Below are 17,496 nucleotides of genomic sequence, written 5' to 3' on the forward strand. Positions count from 1 at the left end.
CCTTTCTCGGATAAAATGGTTCAGGTTCTTGGCTTCGCACGGTTCGTCGGAATCGCCGCCATGGGATCATCAGGCCAGTAGTGCTTGGGGTAGCGGCCTTTGAGATCTTTTTTAACTTCGAAGTAGGCTTCTCGCCAAAAGCTTGCCAAATCCTTCGTCACTTGCATCGGTCTTTGTGCTGGAGATAACAAGTGCAAGGTCACTGGCACCCTGCCTTTGGCTATTCGAGGGGTATCTGCCAATCCAAACATCTCTTGCAAGCGTACGGATAATGTCGGTGACTCCATATTGCTATAGTCAACTGGGATACGCGACCCACTCGGCACTTGAATGTGCGTAGGCGCCCATTCGTCTAACGAACGACGCTGCTCCCATGTTAGCATTTCCTCTAATAGGCTTGTCAAGTTAAGGCGGCTCAAGGCACCTTTGCTTTTCACACCATACAGATGCGGTCCAGCCCAATCCTCAAGGGTTGCCAGTAAGGTTTCATCGCGAAGATCAGGCCAATTTTCTGTAAAACGGTGCAAAAAGATGCTTCGCTCCTGAAGCTGTCGCGCTGATCGTGTCCAAGGCAATACCTCCAAGGATTCTGATCGAATCCCTGCCAGCAAAGCTTGCAGGACGAGATCCGGATTAGGTTCATGAATCGGTTTGTCTTTGAGTGTAAGTGCGCCAAGCTGCCACCGTTCTCTCGCTCGCACCGAGCCCACTGTTACATCCCACTCTACAACTTGTTCCTTGCGGATGTGAGTTTCAAATGCGGTGAACAGCTCCTCCTCTTCCAGAGGAGCCGCGAGATAGATCCGGCTCTCCGTTCCGCTGTCATCCAGCTCCGCTGCGACGATATAGCGCTCATTCGAGAGCGGCTGCAGCTCAGGCAGCACGGCCCCGCGGCCGTTCGCGAGCGTAAACCGCCCTGTCGACCGCCGCTGCGCGACGCGGTCGGGGAAGGCGAAGGCGAGCAGCAGCCCGCTCGCCGCTGCCTTACCCTCGCTCGGCCGCACGCCGAGCGACTGCATCAAGACCTTGGCCTCCGCCGCGATGCGGCGGCAAAGGCCAAGGTCCACCCCATCGCGCGCGTCGCCTCGCACCGCGCGCCAGAGCACTTCGATGCGGCTGCGCACATCCGCATCCCTGCTGGCGGCGCGCATGAAATCGCGCTCGCTCAGCATGACCGCGAGCTCGCACGCCAGCGCGCCGAGCTCAAGCGGGATGGCTTGCAGCACCATGTGCGCAAGCCGCGGGTGCAAGCCTAACGTCGCGACACGCTTGCCGTGCGGCGTTAGGCTCCCGTTCTCGTGCAGCGCGCCTAGCTGCACGAGCAGTTCTCGCGCCTGCTGATACGCAGCAGCAGGCGGTGGGTCTAACCAGACCAGCGCAGCGGGGTCTGGCGCGCCCCAGGCGGCAAGCTCCAGCGCCAGCGGGGCGAGATCAGCTTCGCGGATCTCGGGCGTAGAGCTCAGCGGGAGCTGCCGATGCTCGGTCTCGGTCCACAGGCGGTAACACACGCCTGGACCGAGACGCCCTGCCCGGCCTCTGCGTTGGTCCGCAGAGGCGATCGACACCTGCACCGTCTCAAGACGGGTCATGCCGGTGCGGGGTGAGAACCGCGGCACGCGCATAAGGCCGCTGTCAATCACGACCGTGATCCCTTCGACCGTTAAGCTGGTCTCGGCGATCGACGTGGCCAGCACGACTTTGCGATGGCCAGACAAACGGACGGCTGATAACGCTTGGTCTTGTGCTTCTATGGATAGATTCGCATACAGAGGCGCGATTTCTACCTCCTTACCTAAGCGTAATGTCGCAAGTCCATTCGCAACACGATGGATTTCGGCCGCACCAGGTAGAAATACAAGGAGGCTGCCCGCGTGCGCCTGCAAAGCTCTCTCAATACTCGCGACAACAGCATTCTCGATTCTCCCTACAGCTTTCTGCGGCAGATGATACGTCTCAACAGGATAAGTGCGTCCTTCACTCGCAATAATCGGCGCATCATCTAATAACGCAGAAATCGGTTTGGCTTCCAAGGTTGCGGACATCAGCAGTATTCGTAAATCATCACGAAGCAGCGTTTGTGATTGACGACACAGGGCAAGACCGATATCTGCATGCAAGCTGCGCTCATGAAATTCATCAAATATAACGATGCCCACCCCATCCAAGGCAGGATCCTGTTGCAGCATGCGCGTTAGAACACCTTCTGTGATCACTTCAATCCGCGTCTTAGGTCCAACGCAAGTATCATTTTTCACCCGATAGCCAATCGTCTGACCCACATCCTCACCTAACAGCTTAGACATGTAACGCGCCGCGGCGCGGGCAGCCAGTCTTCTTGGCTCCAGCATGAGTATCTTTTGACCTTGAAGCCACGAGGCATCCAGTAGCGCTAATGGAACCTGCGTCGTTTTGCCCGCTCCAGGCTGCGCAACCACGATGGCACAGGTATGTTTTTGTAAAGTATGTAATAGTTGTGGCAGCACTGCGGCAATAGGTAACACGTTCATGAGGTTCACTCCGAGTTCTCTTTCTTATTAATGCCATTAAGTATTAATGCAATCAATGAAAGATCACGATTTGTTCATCTGTTTTCTATTTGGAAACCTGTTCCTTCGCTTTTCAATCGTGTATACTAGAAGACAATCTAGTCACAAAAGGAGAACTTTAACATGAATGTACATGAAGCGATTTCCAAACATTCGAATGCACAGCATCTGCATCTCGTTCGATTTGCTGAGCTTGATGCACAGCGAGAGCACGCGATTGACGCAGCTGTCGATTTGTGCAAACGCGGGCTGCCTTTTAACGTTGATACAATCAACGCCATTACGGCCCAAATTATCGCCCATGCCCAAAAAGGTATTTCTCCTCTCCGTTCCCTTGTAACTGAGGATATGGTCCGTGATTACGTAAACAAAGGGTAAGGAGATACATTTTCATGGGTGTACTAACTTTTATTTCAATGCTTATCATGGGATCCGCCTTCAGTGCGGGATTCTTGCTCTTGTTTAAGCAAAAAATCGCATGGGGAATCACCTGCATTGGTCTCTCCATTGTGTGCTACATCGCTTATGTCTACATTGCAAATGCTTATTTCGTCTAAAAGCAGCTTTGCACGGTGAGAACCGATCAGTTCATCTGATTCGGTTCTTTTTCGTGTATGTATTTATTCATGTATGGATGCATTTACGTTCTCAGTTCCAACCATGTTCCTCCATTTTTTGAAAAAGCAGCTCAAAATAAGCCGGAGGATGTGGTACTAATTCGTTCATTGAGATCGGCCATTCTACATCTACGTACTCGCTGATCTTTCCCATTTTGAAACCACTCGCAATAATCTCCACCTGTTCACCGCTTATGAGTTGTTTAAAATCAGAAACGGTCACAGCAAATAGACCACTCACCTCATCTGGCTGCAGGACATAGCTCTTCAACGGTTGATCGCAGCGATAGATGAATACATGGCAGAACTCACGATCTATGAGTTTGTCCGAGATCAGATCTTCCTCTGCAAATACGCCGCATGAGATCAAAGACTCGAAGTGAACGGAAAGTCCCAACTCTTCCTCCAGCTCCCGTGTCCCATCTTCGACGGTCTCACCAGCAGCAAGATGTCCTGCACAGGAGATGTCCAGCAAATCCGGGAACAAATCTTTGTCAGGATGCCTTAACTGAAGCAGAAGCTTCGGCACTTTCTCTTCCAAACTGACAATCCAGCATTGGAAGGTCTGGTGCCATTGCCCCTTGGCATGAACTTCGGAGCGAGGCGCCACGCCGAGCCAATTCCTTTTCGCATCAAACACATCAAAAAGCTCTTCCGACTTCATCATTATCCCTCCCCACTCCAATCAGCCTGCAACACTTGTTCATTGACGCTATCTCCGCGTAGTAATCTTCGTAACTTTCATAGCGTAGAGATCATCCTCTAGCACCGTCATTCGGTCTTTTACACCCTTAAGTGCATCCTCGATGGCTTGGTTATAAATCGGAGCTGTTAGCTGCTGAAGCATATAATCAATCAATTGCTCTGCTGCTATTTGACCAACTGTCACTCCAAGCTCTACATCCAAGTGCTCTTGCAGATCACTGATTAATGCATCTTTTTCATCCTTGGGTAATTTTAAAACTTTCATATTGTACTGTACGCCCCCGATTACTCAAAAATTTGCAAGTCGATTTCCTGGAAGGTGCTAACCCTTCCATTTTCTATCTTCGCTTATTATAGCGGATTTTGTAGCTAGGAACTATATGGGCTCACTCTGTTACCTCCCTATTCCTAAAAAGGGAATAAAATCCTCCTTCTTGGTGCACATTAACGGGGAACTGCAAATCAACTGAAAGGAAGTGCTCCTATGGAAAACAAGAAACATGAAGGCAACTATACAGGAACAACGAATACGAATGCGAAAAATCAAGATATGGCTTTCGTTAATGATACGTTGGAAAACGCACCTAGCACATCTTCTATCAATCTGGCCAAAGACGATATCAGTGAAGACAATGAAGAAAATCAGTTGAACCAAAAATAATCGACCGGTGCTAGGCAGAGCAGTCATTTCGTTCCTTTTCAGGAGCTAATTGCTGCTCTTTTTTCGTTAATTCGACTTAACTTCAGAGTTATTCAATCTTGGCATCTCCTACCACGTGCGCTAGTATAGACAAAGGAACATGTATTGGAGGAGATTGTTAACATGGAACAAGTCATCGTTATTGGTGCGGGGCCTTGCGGATTATCGGCAGCTGTTGCCTTGAAGCGCGCAGGGCTGTCACCTTTACTCATAGAGAAAAGATGTATTGTGAATGCCATTTATTTATACCCTACGTATTTGCAGTTTTTCAGTACACCAGAACTACTCGAGATTGGCGGTTATTCCTTTACGACCCCGCATGATAAACCTTACCGCCAGGAGGCCCTGGTTTACTATCGTGAAGTCGCTCGCAGAGAGCAGTTACGCATTCGTTCTTATGAGGAAGCTGTTCAAATTGAACAAATTGAAGCTGGCTTCAAGGTTCATACTTCCGATCAGTTTGGCAACAAAGCCACTTACGATACACATAAAGTTGTTGTCGCTACCGGCTATTTCGATCACCCGAACATGCTGGGTATTCCTGGTGAAGAGCTTCCCAAAACGACTCACTATTACAAGGAAGCACATCCTTATGCCGGAGCTAAAGTGGCGATCATCGGCGGCAACAATTCCGCTGTGGATGCTGCCATGGATTTACTCCGCGTTGGCGCAGATGTGACCGTTGTCTATCGAGGGAAAGATTTCTCAGCCAATATTAAACCCTGGGTCCGTCCGTTATTTGAAAGTATGGTTAAAAAAGGACGCATCCAGATGTGGTTTGACGCTCAGGTCGAACGAATTGACGAACATACTGTACTCGTGCGAAAAGGAAACGAACATGTCACCTTGGATAATGACTTTGTTCTTGCATTAACCGGCTTTCGGCCGGATCGGCAACTGCTTACAGATATTGGCGTTCAGTTTCATGAAGAAACCAACGCGCCTTTGGTCAATCCCGAGACGATGGAAACGAACATTCCCGGCTTATATGTCGCAGGTGTGGTTGCTTCTTCCAAGTATGATGCGAACGAGATCTTCATCGAAACAGGCCGTTTGCATGGACTTTCCATTACCGCACATATCATTTCCGGCCAGAGCCATCAATCTTAGAGATTGGTGGCTTTCTCTCTGGTTAACTCTATGAAAATTTTTCCTTTTTTTTCATAGCACCCCCTTCCATTGAGAACATTTGTTTGCTATAATGAAAACAAGAACAAATGTTCCAATTAGATGAGGAGGTTGTTAACATGATGAACCCCAGTCACAATTTCCGTTTTATCGAGAGAGATTATTGGTACCAGAAGGCATTGTGTGACACTGACCATCTTCTTCCCGAACAGATCGATGCCTTTCTTGACGAAGCTCACTCCTATTATGCCGACTATACGTTCAAGTTCTATGACGATGGGTCGGTGACAATCATAGATAACGACACGAACAACCGTATTAAACCAAGAGAACTTACGGGTGCTGTTTATGATTTCTACATCCGCAAACGGATTTATATGATCAAGGCCAATTTAATCGAGAAACAACTCCAACATGCCAATTGAAGCACAATTAGGCCATCTGATTCGGACAATTCGTCCTCTCAGATGGCCTTATGTTTACCTACATGCTATTCGTTATGATATCGAAAACAAGTTTGCGTGTGATCACTTACCATGCCCACAGCTTGCATATAGGCATAACAAATCGTTGAACCAACAAATTTAAATCCACGCTTCTTTAAGTCCTTACTCATACGATCAGAGATATCTGTTTTGGCAGGCAGCTGACGGCTATCTTCCCACTGATACTTTATCGGTTCTCCGCCTACGAAGCTCCAAATGTACGTATCGAACGTACCGAACTCCTGTTGAACCTTAAGAAAGGCTTTCGCGTTCCCAACAACAGAAGCAATTTTCAAGCGATTGCGCACGATGCCAGGATTTTGCAGTAAATCCTGCAGCTTCGCTTCGTCATAGTTCACGATCACATGCGGATCAAAGCCGTCGAACGCTTCCCGATAGTTCTCTCGCTTCTTCAAAATCGTATACCAGCTTAAACCAGCTTGAGCGCCTTCCAAATTCAGCATCTCAAACAAGACGCGATCATCATGTACGGGAACTCCCCATTCATGGTCATGGTAATCTTGATATATAGGGTCTTCATTAACCCAACCGCAACGGTTTGTCATGTAACTCTTTCACCTCACCCAAGTATAGAACATGTGTTCTGTTTTATTATAAAACTATAACGAACACTTGTCCAGTTGATTTAGCGCAGACTTAGTGACAAGCCATAAAAGTGTTCGGTGTTTTGAAGTAACATGGCCGCCGTTTCTTGCACACCCTGCCCTTTTAGCTCAGCGATCTGTTCAATAACAGCATGAATCATACGAGGATGGGTCTCTTCGCCTGCGAACGGCCCCTCAAACGGCCAAGGACCATCCGTTTCAACCATCATTTGAGCTAATGGATATTTACGAACAAGCGCTCTAATTTCATCTTCATAGAGGACGTCCGGGGTGATCGATATATAATAGCCAGCGCTTATCATACGTTCCACTGTTTCGCTCGGTCCCTTAAACCAATGAAAATGTGCTTTCTTGATTCCATATTTCTCAAGAAGCTCACATACAATCGCAGCATCATCGTACACGGCATGAAGTACAACTGGTTTATCCCACTCGGCAGCCAGCTGGAAGAAGCGCTCCAGCAGCTGAATGTACGGCGCCAAGTCGAACACCTGTCCCGCATCTTCTACCTCTTGTCGTTTGTAATAAGGCAGTCCTATTTCGCCAACTGCAATCATTTCGCTTGCATGCTCACCCATCCAACCGATTAATTCATCCAACTGTTCTTCCGTAGGCAAATCCTGCTCTGGATGAAACCCATAAGCCGCAAAAACACGCTCTGGCGCTAATGACTGCAAGTGTTTCGTGGCCTTACAGGAGTCTATGTGTCTGGACACCGCAATCAATGCATGCACCTGTGAACCTTCCAAATCTGCGATAATCGCCTTCGCAGACGCTTCCGAATACATATCAAGATGTATATGCGCATCAATGGCCACCATCGTTTGTTCTCTCCCGTCGCAAAAGTCCTTGAATATGCTGCCTAAGCGCTAAAAATTCAGGTTCCTGCAGAACAGCTTCCTGTCGCGGTCTTGCGAATGGAACTTTCAACTCTTCCACGATACTAGCTGGCTTATTGGAAAGCACATAGATGCGATCAGATAGAAAAAGCGCTTCCTCGATACTATGCGTTACGAATAGAATGGATCGTTTATTTTGCTCCCATATGTTAAGCAGCCACGCCTGCATATCCTGCCGTGTTAACGCGTCTAAAGAGCCGAATGGCTCGTCCAAGCACATGAGCTCTTGTGGACTTAATAACGCTCGCAGAAAGGAAACCCGCTGCTGCATCCCGCCTGAAAGCACGTGAGGAAACTCCCGTTCATAGCCCCCTAAGCCGACTTTGGGCAGCCATTCTCTTGCTTTTGCGATCGCCGAACTGCGCGACTCCCCTGCCACTTCCTGCCCTAGCGCCACATTTTCCTCAATGGAGCGCCATGGAAACAAGGCCGGTTGCTGCGGCATGTAAGAAATTAATCCCTTTTTCCCAGTTACCTGCTCGCCATCTAACCAAACTTCACCTGAAGTAGGCTGTAGGAGTCCACCGATGATATGGAATAACGTACTTTTCCCACTCCCAGAGGGTCCAATGATGGAAACGAACTCACCTTGTTCGACATGCAGATGGATATCTGCAAGCACGGGGACTATCGCTTTTTTGCTAGGAAACCCATGTTGAATTCCCGACAGCTCTAATTTGCTCATGGTCACTGCTCCCCTTTCTACGATGACCGTTTGACGTTCCAACGAATGACGAGCTTCTCAAGCCCTGCAATCAGCCAGAAAAAGAGTAAACTCAAGATCACGATAATGCCAATCGCAACAAATTCCCGATCCGCGCGGAAGGCTGATTTTTGAAGGATCATATAATAGCCGAGCCCCACATTTCCGCCCAGCCATTCGGCAATAACAGCGCCCATGACACTATAGGTGGCCGATATTTTGAGTCCCGTAAATAGAAATGGCAGTGCGTGAGGCAGCTCCAATTTATAAAAAATTTGGCGTTTCGATGCGCCAATCATTTGCATGTAGGTATACATGCTGCGATCGGTCTGCATAAAGCCATCTAGCGTCGACATCGTCACAGGGAAGAAACAGACAAGTGAAATCAATAGAACTTTAGGTAAAAGGCCAAAACCGAATAAAATAATCAAAAGCGGTCCCAGCGCGATGACAGGGATATTTTGAGATAGGATGAGCAGCGGATAGAAACCCGCCTTAACGAGCGGCAGCCTATGTAATACGCTGGCAACGAGAACACCGCCAATGGCTCCTACACTAAATCCGATACACATCAAACGTACCGTTGCCCACATATGCATCCACACGCGCGGCATATCTGATGTGCCGTCTCGCCAAATTTTGAGCGGACTCGGAAGCAACCAATCTGCAGTTCCACCCCACGTGACGGCAAGCTGCCAAATAAACAACAGAAGGATGACTACCACAAGTGGTGGCCATCCTGCTTTGATCCAGCGAAAGATGTTCATTATCTGTATTTCTCCGTCAGCTTGTCCATTGAAGCACCAGACGGATTAAAGTAAATTTTCACTTGTGAAATGACGTTCGGGCTGCCCATCTCAATCATCGCGGTATTCATATCTTGGATAATCAGAAGGAGCTGATCCAGCTCGCCTTCCATTGTCGTCTCCAAGGGTGATACGAAATACTTGACACCTGAATTCGCGATCACTTCGATCGCACGATCTACATAAGGAATAACATCTTCGCCATTTACGGTTTTTGGAATGATTTGAATGCTGACAAGCGCATTTGCCATTGGAATTCTCCTCTTTTAGAACATGGGATTATTTCTTACTTTCAGGTAAAAATGTATTCGTAAATGCCGCATCAACATCCAGCTTTTTCTCCAAAAGCTTGTGGTCCAGCATCCAAGTCGCATAATTTTCCCACACGGATTTCTTCTGCTCGCCCCAACGTGCTGCATCGTCTTGATAGCGTGGGCTTAACCATTTTTGACTGGCAACGACCAATTTAGGATCAAGATCTGGCACGGCTTTGATCAAAATATTAGCTGCATCTTCAGGCTTCGTAATCGCATATTGATAGCCTTTGGACGCTGCTGCAACAAAAGCTTTAACGATTTCTGGTTTCGATGAGATCATCTTCTCATTTGTCGCCAAAACCGGTGTATAATAATCCAGTTTATCCGAATATTTGTTCAAATAAATCATATTGAGCGGCTCACCACGAAGTTCCGCATCGACTCCCGTCCAAGCGTAGTAAATCCAAGCGAAATCGATATCGCGTTTGACCGCTGTAAAATAATCCGCATCGCCGATATTGACCACTTTCACCTTCGTCGGATCCGCTTTCTCGGATTGCATCAAAGAATCAATCATCGCACTTTCAGCAGGAGCACCCCAACCGCCGTACGATTTGTTCTCGAAATCCTTTGGTGTTTTGATGTTCTTCGCAACTGGTGAAGCAAAGCCAGATGTATTATGTTGAATAACTGCTGCAATCGAGACTAACGGAACTCCTTGAATACGGCCCTGTGTAATACTTTCTTGATAGCTCACGCCAAACTCTGCCGCCTCAGATGCGATCATCGTATCCGCTCCGCCTTCGCCTGGCGCAATAATTTGTACATTTAAGCCCTCTTGCTCAAAAAAACCTTGATCCTTCGCGACATACAGCCCCGTATGATTCGTATTCGGCGTCCAGTCTAGTACAACCTTTACATCCGTTAGCTTTTTGGCTCCCTCTGTCGGTTGAACTGACTTCGCTGAATCGTTGCCGCAGCCTGCGATGAAAACTGTAAAGCTGACGAACAGAAGTGGTGCAATTTTTTTCCATTTCATACCTTGTTACCCTCTCCTTGTTTCTCTATGTACCCATACGAAAAAGCCCCCGATGTCCGGGAGCGCCATGTGTAGAAAATGATATTTCCAATCGACAAATGATACCATCGATGGACGTGCATTTATATGAGATCTCTACGCTGGCATTATCCAGATCAGATTAACGGTTAGTGACAAAGACGGTCACAATCTCAGCCTGACTTCTCAAGCTCCCGTGGGTTCTAGTTGGGTTAGCTTCTAACATACCGCATGTTTCGACAAAATGCAAACCTATACTGAAAGTAAACTAATCTATACCCGCCAAAGATGTCTGCCCCCTGCCGCTTCACTCCCGCTGTCAAGAAAGCCGATTTCCAACGCAGAAAAAACTAATAATATCGGGTTTCACTTGGTGGAAAGCACTAATCCGCGATGTTTCATATTATCTTATATAACACAAAAACCACCCTCCGTGGTTGGAAAGTGGTTTCACTCGTGGTTTCATCATTCAATTGTGCGAAGCTATTTCTCGAGACTCAACTGCCAAGTTACGCCGAAGCGATCGCCTACCCAACCGAATCTTTCGCTAAAAGGGTAAGTATCTAAGCCCATATAGACTCTGCCGTCTTGCTCTAGTGTTGCAAATACGCGATTAATTTCCTCGACAGTATCGCATGTCACAAACAAAGATATCGAAGGTGTAAAGGTAAAAGCGTGCTCAACTGGACTGTCACTACACATAAATTGTTGCCCATGAATAGAGAATGTTGCCTTCACAACACTTCCCTCAGGACCTAGTTCATTAGGACCATATCGCTGAATACTGACAATCTCAGATTGATCAAATATTGATGTATACAAATTCATTGCTTCCTCAGCTTGCCCAGTAAACATCAAAAAAGTCTTAACCTTCTGTTTCCCATGACTCAATCCATACAACCCCCTAGTGTAGTAACCATTCCTTTAACTGAGGTCCAAGCTTCTTCACATCTTCATAGCCAAGCTCATGTAATTTCTCAAGCTTACGCGGATCCTTCTCCATGCGTCCTACTTTCACTTTGGTGGACGGTCGGATAATAAGCGCACTTCCATCTGCTTCCATGCGTTCAATCGTTTCTAACGTGTTATTGTAAATTTCGCTGCGATTGACAAGCACATCCACTAAGCCATTATATTTCGGATAAAAGCTCTTTGCCAACCAACGCTGTGTGTTGTTTAAGGGCCGTTTACGGTAGCCGAGCTCTTTCGTTAAGACAATAATATGCTTTTTATTGCCGTCAGCCACCGACTTCTGAACGGGGATCGGATCGACCAATCCGCCATCAAATAAGGTTCTGCCCTCATAATGAATCGGCGTAGCTACAAAAGGCAACGAACTAGAAGCTTGTATGATCGGCATCGTTTGCTGCAGCAGCTCATGTTTCGTATAATAAATCGGCTCCCCTGTATGCGCATCTGTCGTTCCAATAGCAAATTGCTGTGAAGAAGCATAGAACGTGTCATAATCAAATGGGACTAGCCGGTTCGGCAGTTCATTAAATATAAAATCCATGCCAAATATACTTTTACTGCGCAATAAGTTTCGATAACTTAAATAACGGTGGTCCGCAATATAGTCGATCGTTACTTTCTTATTCCGCCCAGGTTGTTTAGAAATATATGAAACGGCATTGCATGCCCCCGCTGAAACACCTACCACGTAAGGGAAATATAAATCCTGCTCCATAAAGTATTCCAAGACTCCTGCGGTGTATACCCCTCGCATACCTCCGCCTTCCAGTACGAGTCCAATTCCTTCCATGGTGTCACCTTCTTTCTGTCTGTCTCAAGCCCCTTTCTAGCATACAGGAATTGTAAATTAAAAGAAACGGGTTTTTTTCTTCGAAAAAGAGACATAGACGACGATTTCATCCTACTTTCTAAGACAAATTAGGGGAAATCCCTGTTCAACCGTATTTTTGCCGAAATTTAATGTGTGTACGTCAACTTATCAAACCCTTGTACACGTACATTATATTACGTAAAAACCCTTGCTCCTAAGAGTAAGGGTTAACAGGTGATCCTTATCTTATACCAACCTGAAATCCTTAAGATGATTAACGATTTTCTTTATACATTTCTTTGATGACCATAAATTCATCCAAATTGCCCAGAAAAAGATCTACAATGACGGGATCAAAATGTTTACCGCGTTCAGACTGCAATAAATCTAACACACGATCTAATTCCCACGCCTTCTTATATACACGATCGCTGCAAAGGGCATCAAATACATCTGCTAAAGCTGTTATCCGGCCGTACAGGTGAATGTTTTCCCCGCTAAGTCCTTGTGGATAACCAGTCCCGTCGAATCGTTCATGATGTTGATGAGCAATAATCGCCGCGGCGTGAAGTACTTTCTTGTTCGAATGCTTGAGCATTTCATAGCCTAAATTAGAATGAGTTTTCATGATCTCGAATTCATCTGTTGTTAAGGGGCCAGGTTTGTTGAGAATGGCATCAGGAATACCAACCTTGCCTACATCATGCATCGGTGTTGCTAATCGAACGATTTCGGCTTCCTGCTTGGATAAGCCATACTTCAGGGCTAACAAGCGCGAATATTCGGCCACCCTTTTCACATGATGACCCGTTTCCTGTGACCGAGTCTCTGTGATCTCACCCATCGTATAAATAATTTCCTGTTGCGTGCTTTCGAGCTCATTGTTCAGGTAAATATTCTCGAAGGCTACAGACACGTTCGCGCAATAAATATCTACGAGGTAGTGCTCCCATTCGCTAAGGGAATTAAACCCATTCATATAAATCACATTTTCCATCCCCATCTTACTCTGGAAATAGATGACGAAGCGATCCGCAGCAAAGCTGCTTTTGCGGGATTGGAACGCAATTTCAATCTCCTCGAGAACATTCGCAGGAACGACATCACGTGCTCTCGCATCTTGATTCGACGCATAATCGCCGCTGGCCGCGAGAATATAAATATCCTCGACACCCTTAGTCACCGCGAAGCTGCAATGTATAGCATTCTTATGTAAATTTACTATGGAAGTCATTTGGGTCAGTACACCTGACGCAAATTTCTTCATAGATTGTAATTCAAACAAAGTCGCCGATGACTTAATAATTTCTTCCAAACCGACTCTGCTTTTCTCAATCGTTTTGATATCGCGGAAGGACCGCAGCGCTGTAACTACTGTTGTAAATAGCTTCGTAGAGGTAAGTTCTGTCTTTTCTTTATAATCGTTAATGTCATAATCCATGATGACCGTTCGTTCGGGTGCTTGGCCTGGCTGACCAGTCCGCAAAATAATGCGTACAGCTTGATTATTCAATTCTTCACGAATATATTTAACAATCTGCAAACCCGAGTCCTCGTATTCCATAACAACATCTAATAACACAAGGGCCGTTTGCGGTTGCTCTCTTAATAGCTGTTTAGCTTCAAACGCAGAGAATGCACTATGGAACTCCAATTTCCTTCCAGCAAATTCAAAATCCTGCAGCACCATTTTGGTCACTTGATGAATTTGTTTCTCGTCATCCACAATAAGTACGATCCACGGGTCCTGCTGGGCAGTTTGTAGACTTGCTATTTCACTGTCTTCCTCTGCAGCAAAAAGAAGCTCATCCTGATCAACAGACTCCACTTTCTTGGTCATATCTCAGCTTCCTCCTCTTTGGGGATTGTTATCGTAAATAAGCTGCCTTGACTCAGTACGCTGGAACATTGAATCGAGCCGTTCAAAGATTCTTTCACGAGGTTATAAAAGATATTCATGCCTAATCCCGTCCCGCCTTGTCCGCGGCTTGTGGTGAAGAACGGATCAAAAATGCGAACTAACACGTCCTCAGTCATCCCTTTGCCATCATCGGAATAGGCGAGCAGGAAATGGTCGGTACTGTCGATCACACGAATACATATGTTACCTTCATCTTCGGGCTCATAAGCGTGATTCACTGAGTTCATGACTAAATTGGTAATAATTTGAGATAGAGCTCCAGGATACGTGTATAACCGAAGTCGTTCATCGCAGAATACGTCCAAACGTATATGTGTTTTCTTAAGTGCAGGCTTCAAACTTGCAATAATTCCTTCCAGATACTCTTTCAAAAGGATCGTACGTTTAATCTCAACACTTTGATCCACAGAAATCTGTTTGAAGCTCTTCACTAAGGAAGATGCACGTTCCAAATTCGACTGTACCATCTCATTCGTCTCATGGGCAATGGACAGAAATTGCTCGAGATCCGACTTTTTCATCTTGCCAGATTCATACAACGACTGAAATTCGTACGTTTTCTGATCGAGATAACTGATGGCTGTTATACCAATACCGATCGGGGTGTTTATTTCATGCGACACGCCAGCGACCAGATTGCCCAGTGCACCCATTTTCTCCGAATGTACTAATTGATTCTGAGTGACATGAAGTTTATCTAGCACCTGTTGAAGCTCCTGATATCGTTCATCCAAATTGCTTACCATGTCATGAAAAGCATCGGAAACCTCAGCAATTTCCGGTGATTCTTTGAAATTCAACTTTGGTAAATCTCCGCCTTGCTTGACAATAACTGCCGCTCCACGCAACCGACTTAACGGCTGAATGACTATGACTCGTAAAATAAGCCATAACAATGTTGAAAGTATGATTGCTATACTTAAACCAACAATGATAATAAGACTGGTTCGCTTTTTGAGTAATTCTTCTTCCTCGGAAGAATCGAAAATAACCTCCACAGCACCAACGACATCTCCATCCTCTTGCAGAGGCGCAGTCAACCTAACAATTGGCTTATCACTAGCGGCCATAGGAACCCGATCAACAATGGTTTTATCCTGTTTAGGCATGACAATCGTATCTTTAATGATATGAGTTCCGATTTGCGAACGATTCGAAGCTGCAAGAATAAATCCTTCAGCGTTATAAAGCTTCAATTCCAACACACGACTATTTTTATACTGAATATAATCGAAAATTTGTTGCACATCTGAGATTGATTTAGACTCTTCAAAACGTCCATTAATGGCAATCGTCATTCCACTTATTTGGCTGACATAGGCTGCTCGGATGGATTGATTCAAGGAGACCGTGTCGACAACCAACATGGTCGAAATCATGCCTACCGTTACTGCTGTGACTAGAAATACAATACGTCCTTGTAGACTAAACTTCTTTCGTTGAAATGACATAGCCATCCCTACTTCACATCGAACGTGACGATTTTGCTGACATTGTAAGGCGTGTGGTCGTTATTATGTAAAGAAACTTTAACTTCGTGTGGGCCTTTGGCTAATGGATCCAACACTTTTTGATTATCCGTTACAACGATTTTCTCGCCTCCGTCAACAGAAACATGGACATGACCTTCACCTTGAACCTTTTGCTGATCATAATGCTCTTTGGAGAGTTTCAAATCAGTTGTCAGATCAAGTGTAGCGATATTATCATTGACGGTAGCTGAGACCTCTAATGTTGGTGTATAAGATGTTGCCGTCGACGTCGTCGTCTTCGCTTTACCACATCCGGAGATTACTATAATTAATGCAGCAATTACAATTAAACCCTTGATTTTATACATTATGTGATCCTCCATGAAGATGTTTTTTGTCTAATCATGCCAAAAAAACTATTCTCTCTAGCTTAAGAATAATCATGTACTTTGTCCACTTTTATTTTGGAAACATGTGTCATATAGAATGTATTTTGATGAATAGTTTTTTTATTCACAATTGTCTGACAACTTATGTCGAATCTTCATGATAACGCTCACATTTTGCGCTTACCCAGGAAATAATTTCATTTCCCGAATGCGAATGATTTCCCCAATTTTGGTGCAATGTAGTAAAGTCGCTTTTCATAGCTTCTCCCTTCTCATCATGAACCTATAGGAGGCCTTTCCCAATGACAGGAACCAATCAGCATCAACAGCCTGTTCAGCACGCCATTGACGCCGCTGATCATGCCATACTTCAAGCACAAGCCGCCCAGCATGAGCTGCAAGTCGCCATAACAGAAGCCAATCCACATGCCATCCAATCCGCTCAAGCGGCACTTGTTCAAGCAGACCAACAGGTCCAGCAAGCACAAAGACAATTAGCAGAGTTTGCAAACGATCAGTTCGGACAGCAAATTAAGCAAACCTTCGAGCAATTAAACCAAGCCGCTCAGGATATCGAGGCCAATCAAGAGAAGTTTCATACGCCTAAGCAAATTCGATAAGGTCTTTCTCAAGCTAAAAGTGATCGATATTCGATCGCTTTTTCTTTTTATGTACACATTATGTTAAACTACGTAGGAAGGTTTTCAAGTTATTTGGGGAGGCACTACATACATGCTCGTGATTGGAATTGCCGGTGGAACCGGTTCAGGTAAAACAACAGTAGCTAGGTCAATCATTACAAAACTCGGATCCACGAATGTGACTTTAATTTCACAAGATAATTATTATATTCATCATAGCGGTCTGACCTTTGAAGAACGGGAACGCATTAATTATGATCATCCTCGTGCATTTGAAAATGAATTGCTCCTTCAGCATTTGACTTTGTTGAAGAACGGGCAACCCGTCGACATCCCTGTCTACGATTTCACCCAGCATGCCCGCTCGCAAGAAACGATTCGCGTTGATGTTAAACCGATTGTGCTTCTTGAAGGTATCCACGTATTAACGGATGAAGACCTGCGCGGCGCACTGAATATCAAAGTCTTCGTTGATACAGATCCAGATGTCCGTGTACTCCGTCGCCTATCTCGCGATATTAATGAACGCGGCCGATCCTTGCAATCCGTTTTCGACCAGTATTTGACGACGGTTAAGCCCATGCATGATGCGTTTATCGAACCATCGAAGAAATACGCGGACATCATTATTCCTGAGGGCGGAGAAAATCAAATCGGGATCTCACTACTTACGATTTTGACAGAACGATATATGACCGACCAAGCAGCCAATTACGAAATCGGCTAAAACACGAAGAAGAAGCCACCTTCCTTGGATAAGG

The 17,496-nt window shown here is 45.8% G+C and carries 21 protein-coding genes; 7 read left to right on the plus strand and 14 right to left on the minus strand.

The features are described 5' to 3' along the window. Positions 1–20: 20 nt before the first annotated feature. Positions 21–2,507, minus strand: a complete 2,487-nt coding sequence (gene hrpB, locus AC58PQ_RS00195) for an ATP-dependent helicase HrpB (protein ID WP_497239994.1) — start codon at positions 2,505–2,507, stop codon at positions 21–23. A gap of 162 nt (positions 2,508–2,669) precedes the next feature. Between hrpB and AC58PQ_RS00200 the strand changes: the two genes are divergently transcribed. Together AC58PQ_RS00200 and AC58PQ_RS00205 are read left to right on the plus strand one after the other, a co-directional pair. Beyond that, entirely contained in the window at positions 2,670–2,924 is a 255-nt protein-coding gene (locus AC58PQ_RS00200; protein ID WP_497239995.1) for a YpbS family protein, read from the plus strand. A gap of 14 nt (positions 2,925–2,938) precedes the next feature. Next, positions 2,939–3,103, plus strand: a complete 165-nt coding sequence (locus AC58PQ_RS00205) for a hypothetical protein (RefSeq protein ID WP_477592817.1) — start codon at positions 2,939–2,941, stop codon at positions 3,101–3,103. Positions 3,104–3,194: 91 nt separating this feature from the next. Here the strand turns inward: AC58PQ_RS00205 and AC58PQ_RS00210 are convergent, their stop codons facing one another. Both AC58PQ_RS00210 and AC58PQ_RS00215 read right to left on the minus strand, forming a co-directional pair. Beyond that, complete coding sequence (locus AC58PQ_RS00210) at positions 3,195–3,827, minus strand: NUDIX hydrolase (RefSeq protein WP_497239996.1); 633 nt, start codon at positions 3,825–3,827, stop codon at positions 3,195–3,197. Between the two features lie 48 nt (positions 3,828–3,875). Beyond that, positions 3,876–4,133 carry a DUF2164 domain-containing protein gene (locus AC58PQ_RS00215; protein ID WP_497239997.1) on the minus strand — a complete coding sequence of 86 codons (258 nt, stop codon included), beginning with the start codon at positions 4,131–4,133 and terminating at the stop codon, positions 3,876–3,878. A gap of 219 nt (positions 4,134–4,352) precedes the next feature. On the opposite strand from AC58PQ_RS00215, the gene AC58PQ_RS00220 reads away from it, so the two are divergent. The 3 genes from AC58PQ_RS00220 (at position 4,353) to AC58PQ_RS00230 (ending at position 6,121) form a co-directional block, all read left to right on the plus strand. Further along, the gene (locus AC58PQ_RS00220) at positions 4,353–4,529 is read left to right on the plus strand and encodes a hypothetical protein (RefSeq protein WP_497239998.1); all 177 of its coding nucleotides are present in this window, start codon (positions 4,353–4,355) and stop codon (positions 4,527–4,529) included. Positions 4,530–4,691: 162 nt separating this feature from the next. Next, a complete protein-coding gene (locus AC58PQ_RS00225) occupies positions 4,692–5,678 on the plus strand; it encodes a YpdA family putative bacillithiol disulfide reductase (protein ID WP_497239999.1) in 987 nt (328 codons plus the stop codon). Between the two features lie 137 nt (positions 5,679–5,815). Further along, entirely contained in the window at positions 5,816–6,121 is a 306-nt protein-coding gene (locus tag AC58PQ_RS00230) for a hypothetical protein (RefSeq protein WP_497240000.1), read from the plus strand. A 65-nt stretch (positions 6,122–6,186) separates the two neighbouring features. Here the strand turns inward: AC58PQ_RS00230 and AC58PQ_RS00235 are convergent, their stop codons facing one another. The 11 genes from AC58PQ_RS00235 to AC58PQ_RS00285 all read right to left on the minus strand — a co-directional run bounded on the left by AC58PQ_RS00235 (position 6,187) and on the right by AC58PQ_RS00285 (position 16,073). Beyond that, complete coding sequence (locus tag AC58PQ_RS00235; protein WP_497240001.1) at positions 6,187–6,747, minus strand: DNA-3-methyladenine glycosylase I; 561 nt, start codon at positions 6,745–6,747, stop codon at positions 6,187–6,189. A gap of 80 nt (positions 6,748–6,827) precedes the next feature. After that, positions 6,828–7,628, minus strand: coding sequence for a TatD family hydrolase (locus AC58PQ_RS00240; RefSeq protein WP_497240002.1), 801 nt, complete (start codon positions 7,626–7,628; stop codon positions 6,828–6,830). Beyond that, on the minus strand, positions 7,615–8,391 hold the full coding sequence (locus AC58PQ_RS00245) for an ABC transporter ATP-binding protein (protein WP_497240003.1): 777 nt from the start codon (positions 8,389–8,391) through the stop codon (positions 7,615–7,617). Before AC58PQ_RS00245 ends, AC58PQ_RS00240 begins: the two co-directional genes overlap by 14 nt. 17 nt (positions 8,392–8,408) lie before the next feature. Continuing rightward, positions 8,409–9,176, minus strand: a complete 768-nt coding sequence (locus tag AC58PQ_RS00250) for an ABC transporter permease (RefSeq protein ID WP_497240004.1) — start codon at positions 9,174–9,176, stop codon at positions 8,409–8,411. Further along, positions 9,176–9,466 carry a thiamine-binding protein gene (locus tag AC58PQ_RS00255; RefSeq protein ID WP_497240005.1) on the minus strand — a complete coding sequence of 97 codons (291 nt, stop codon included), beginning with the start codon at positions 9,464–9,466 and terminating at the stop codon, positions 9,176–9,178. Before AC58PQ_RS00255 ends, AC58PQ_RS00250 begins: the two co-directional genes overlap by 1 nt. A 28-nt stretch (positions 9,467–9,494) precedes the next feature. Continuing rightward, positions 9,495–10,511 carry an ABC transporter substrate-binding protein gene (locus AC58PQ_RS00260; RefSeq protein ID WP_497240006.1) on the minus strand — a complete coding sequence of 339 codons (1,017 nt, stop codon included), beginning with the start codon at positions 10,509–10,511 and terminating at the stop codon, positions 9,495–9,497. 501 nt (positions 10,512–11,012) lie between these two features. Next, positions 11,013–11,420 carry a VOC family protein gene (locus tag AC58PQ_RS00265; protein WP_497240007.1) on the minus strand — a complete coding sequence of 136 codons (408 nt, stop codon included), beginning with the start codon at positions 11,418–11,420 and terminating at the stop codon, positions 11,013–11,015. A 13-nt stretch (positions 11,421–11,433) separates the two neighbouring features. Further along, positions 11,434–12,291, minus strand: a complete 858-nt coding sequence (locus AC58PQ_RS00270; RefSeq protein WP_497240008.1) for a patatin-like phospholipase family protein — start codon at positions 12,289–12,291, stop codon at positions 11,434–11,436. 295 nt (positions 12,292–12,586) lie between these two features. Continuing rightward, complete coding sequence (locus AC58PQ_RS00275) at positions 12,587–14,152, minus strand: DUF3369 domain-containing protein (protein ID WP_497240009.1); 1,566 nt, start codon at positions 14,150–14,152, stop codon at positions 12,587–12,589. Next, positions 14,149–15,684: a sensor histidine kinase gene (locus AC58PQ_RS00280; RefSeq protein WP_497240010.1), complete on the minus strand. Its 1,536-nt coding sequence runs from the start codon at positions 15,682–15,684 to the stop codon at positions 14,149–14,151. Before AC58PQ_RS00280 ends, AC58PQ_RS00275 begins: the two co-directional genes overlap by 4 nt. Before the next feature lie 8 nt (positions 15,685–15,692). Continuing rightward, positions 15,693–16,073 (minus strand): hypothetical protein, encoded by a 381-nt coding sequence (locus AC58PQ_RS00285; protein WP_497240011.1) that lies wholly within the window; start codon positions 16,071–16,073, stop codon positions 15,693–15,695. Between the two features lie 323 nt (positions 16,074–16,396). Between AC58PQ_RS00285 and AC58PQ_RS00290 the strand changes: the two genes are divergently transcribed. Both AC58PQ_RS00290 and udk read left to right on the plus strand, forming a co-directional pair. Then, on the plus strand, positions 16,397–16,714 hold the full coding sequence (locus AC58PQ_RS00290) for a hypothetical protein (RefSeq protein WP_477595679.1): 318 nt from the start codon (positions 16,397–16,399) through the stop codon (positions 16,712–16,714). A gap of 112 nt (positions 16,715–16,826) precedes the next feature. Then, entirely contained in the window at positions 16,827–17,462 is a 636-nt protein-coding gene (gene udk / locus AC58PQ_RS00295) for a uridine kinase (protein WP_497240012.1), read from the plus strand. The last annotated feature ends 34 nt before the right edge of the window (positions 17,463–17,496 follow it).

It is taken from the genome of Paenibacillus sp. J22P143 (assembly GCF_059692035.1).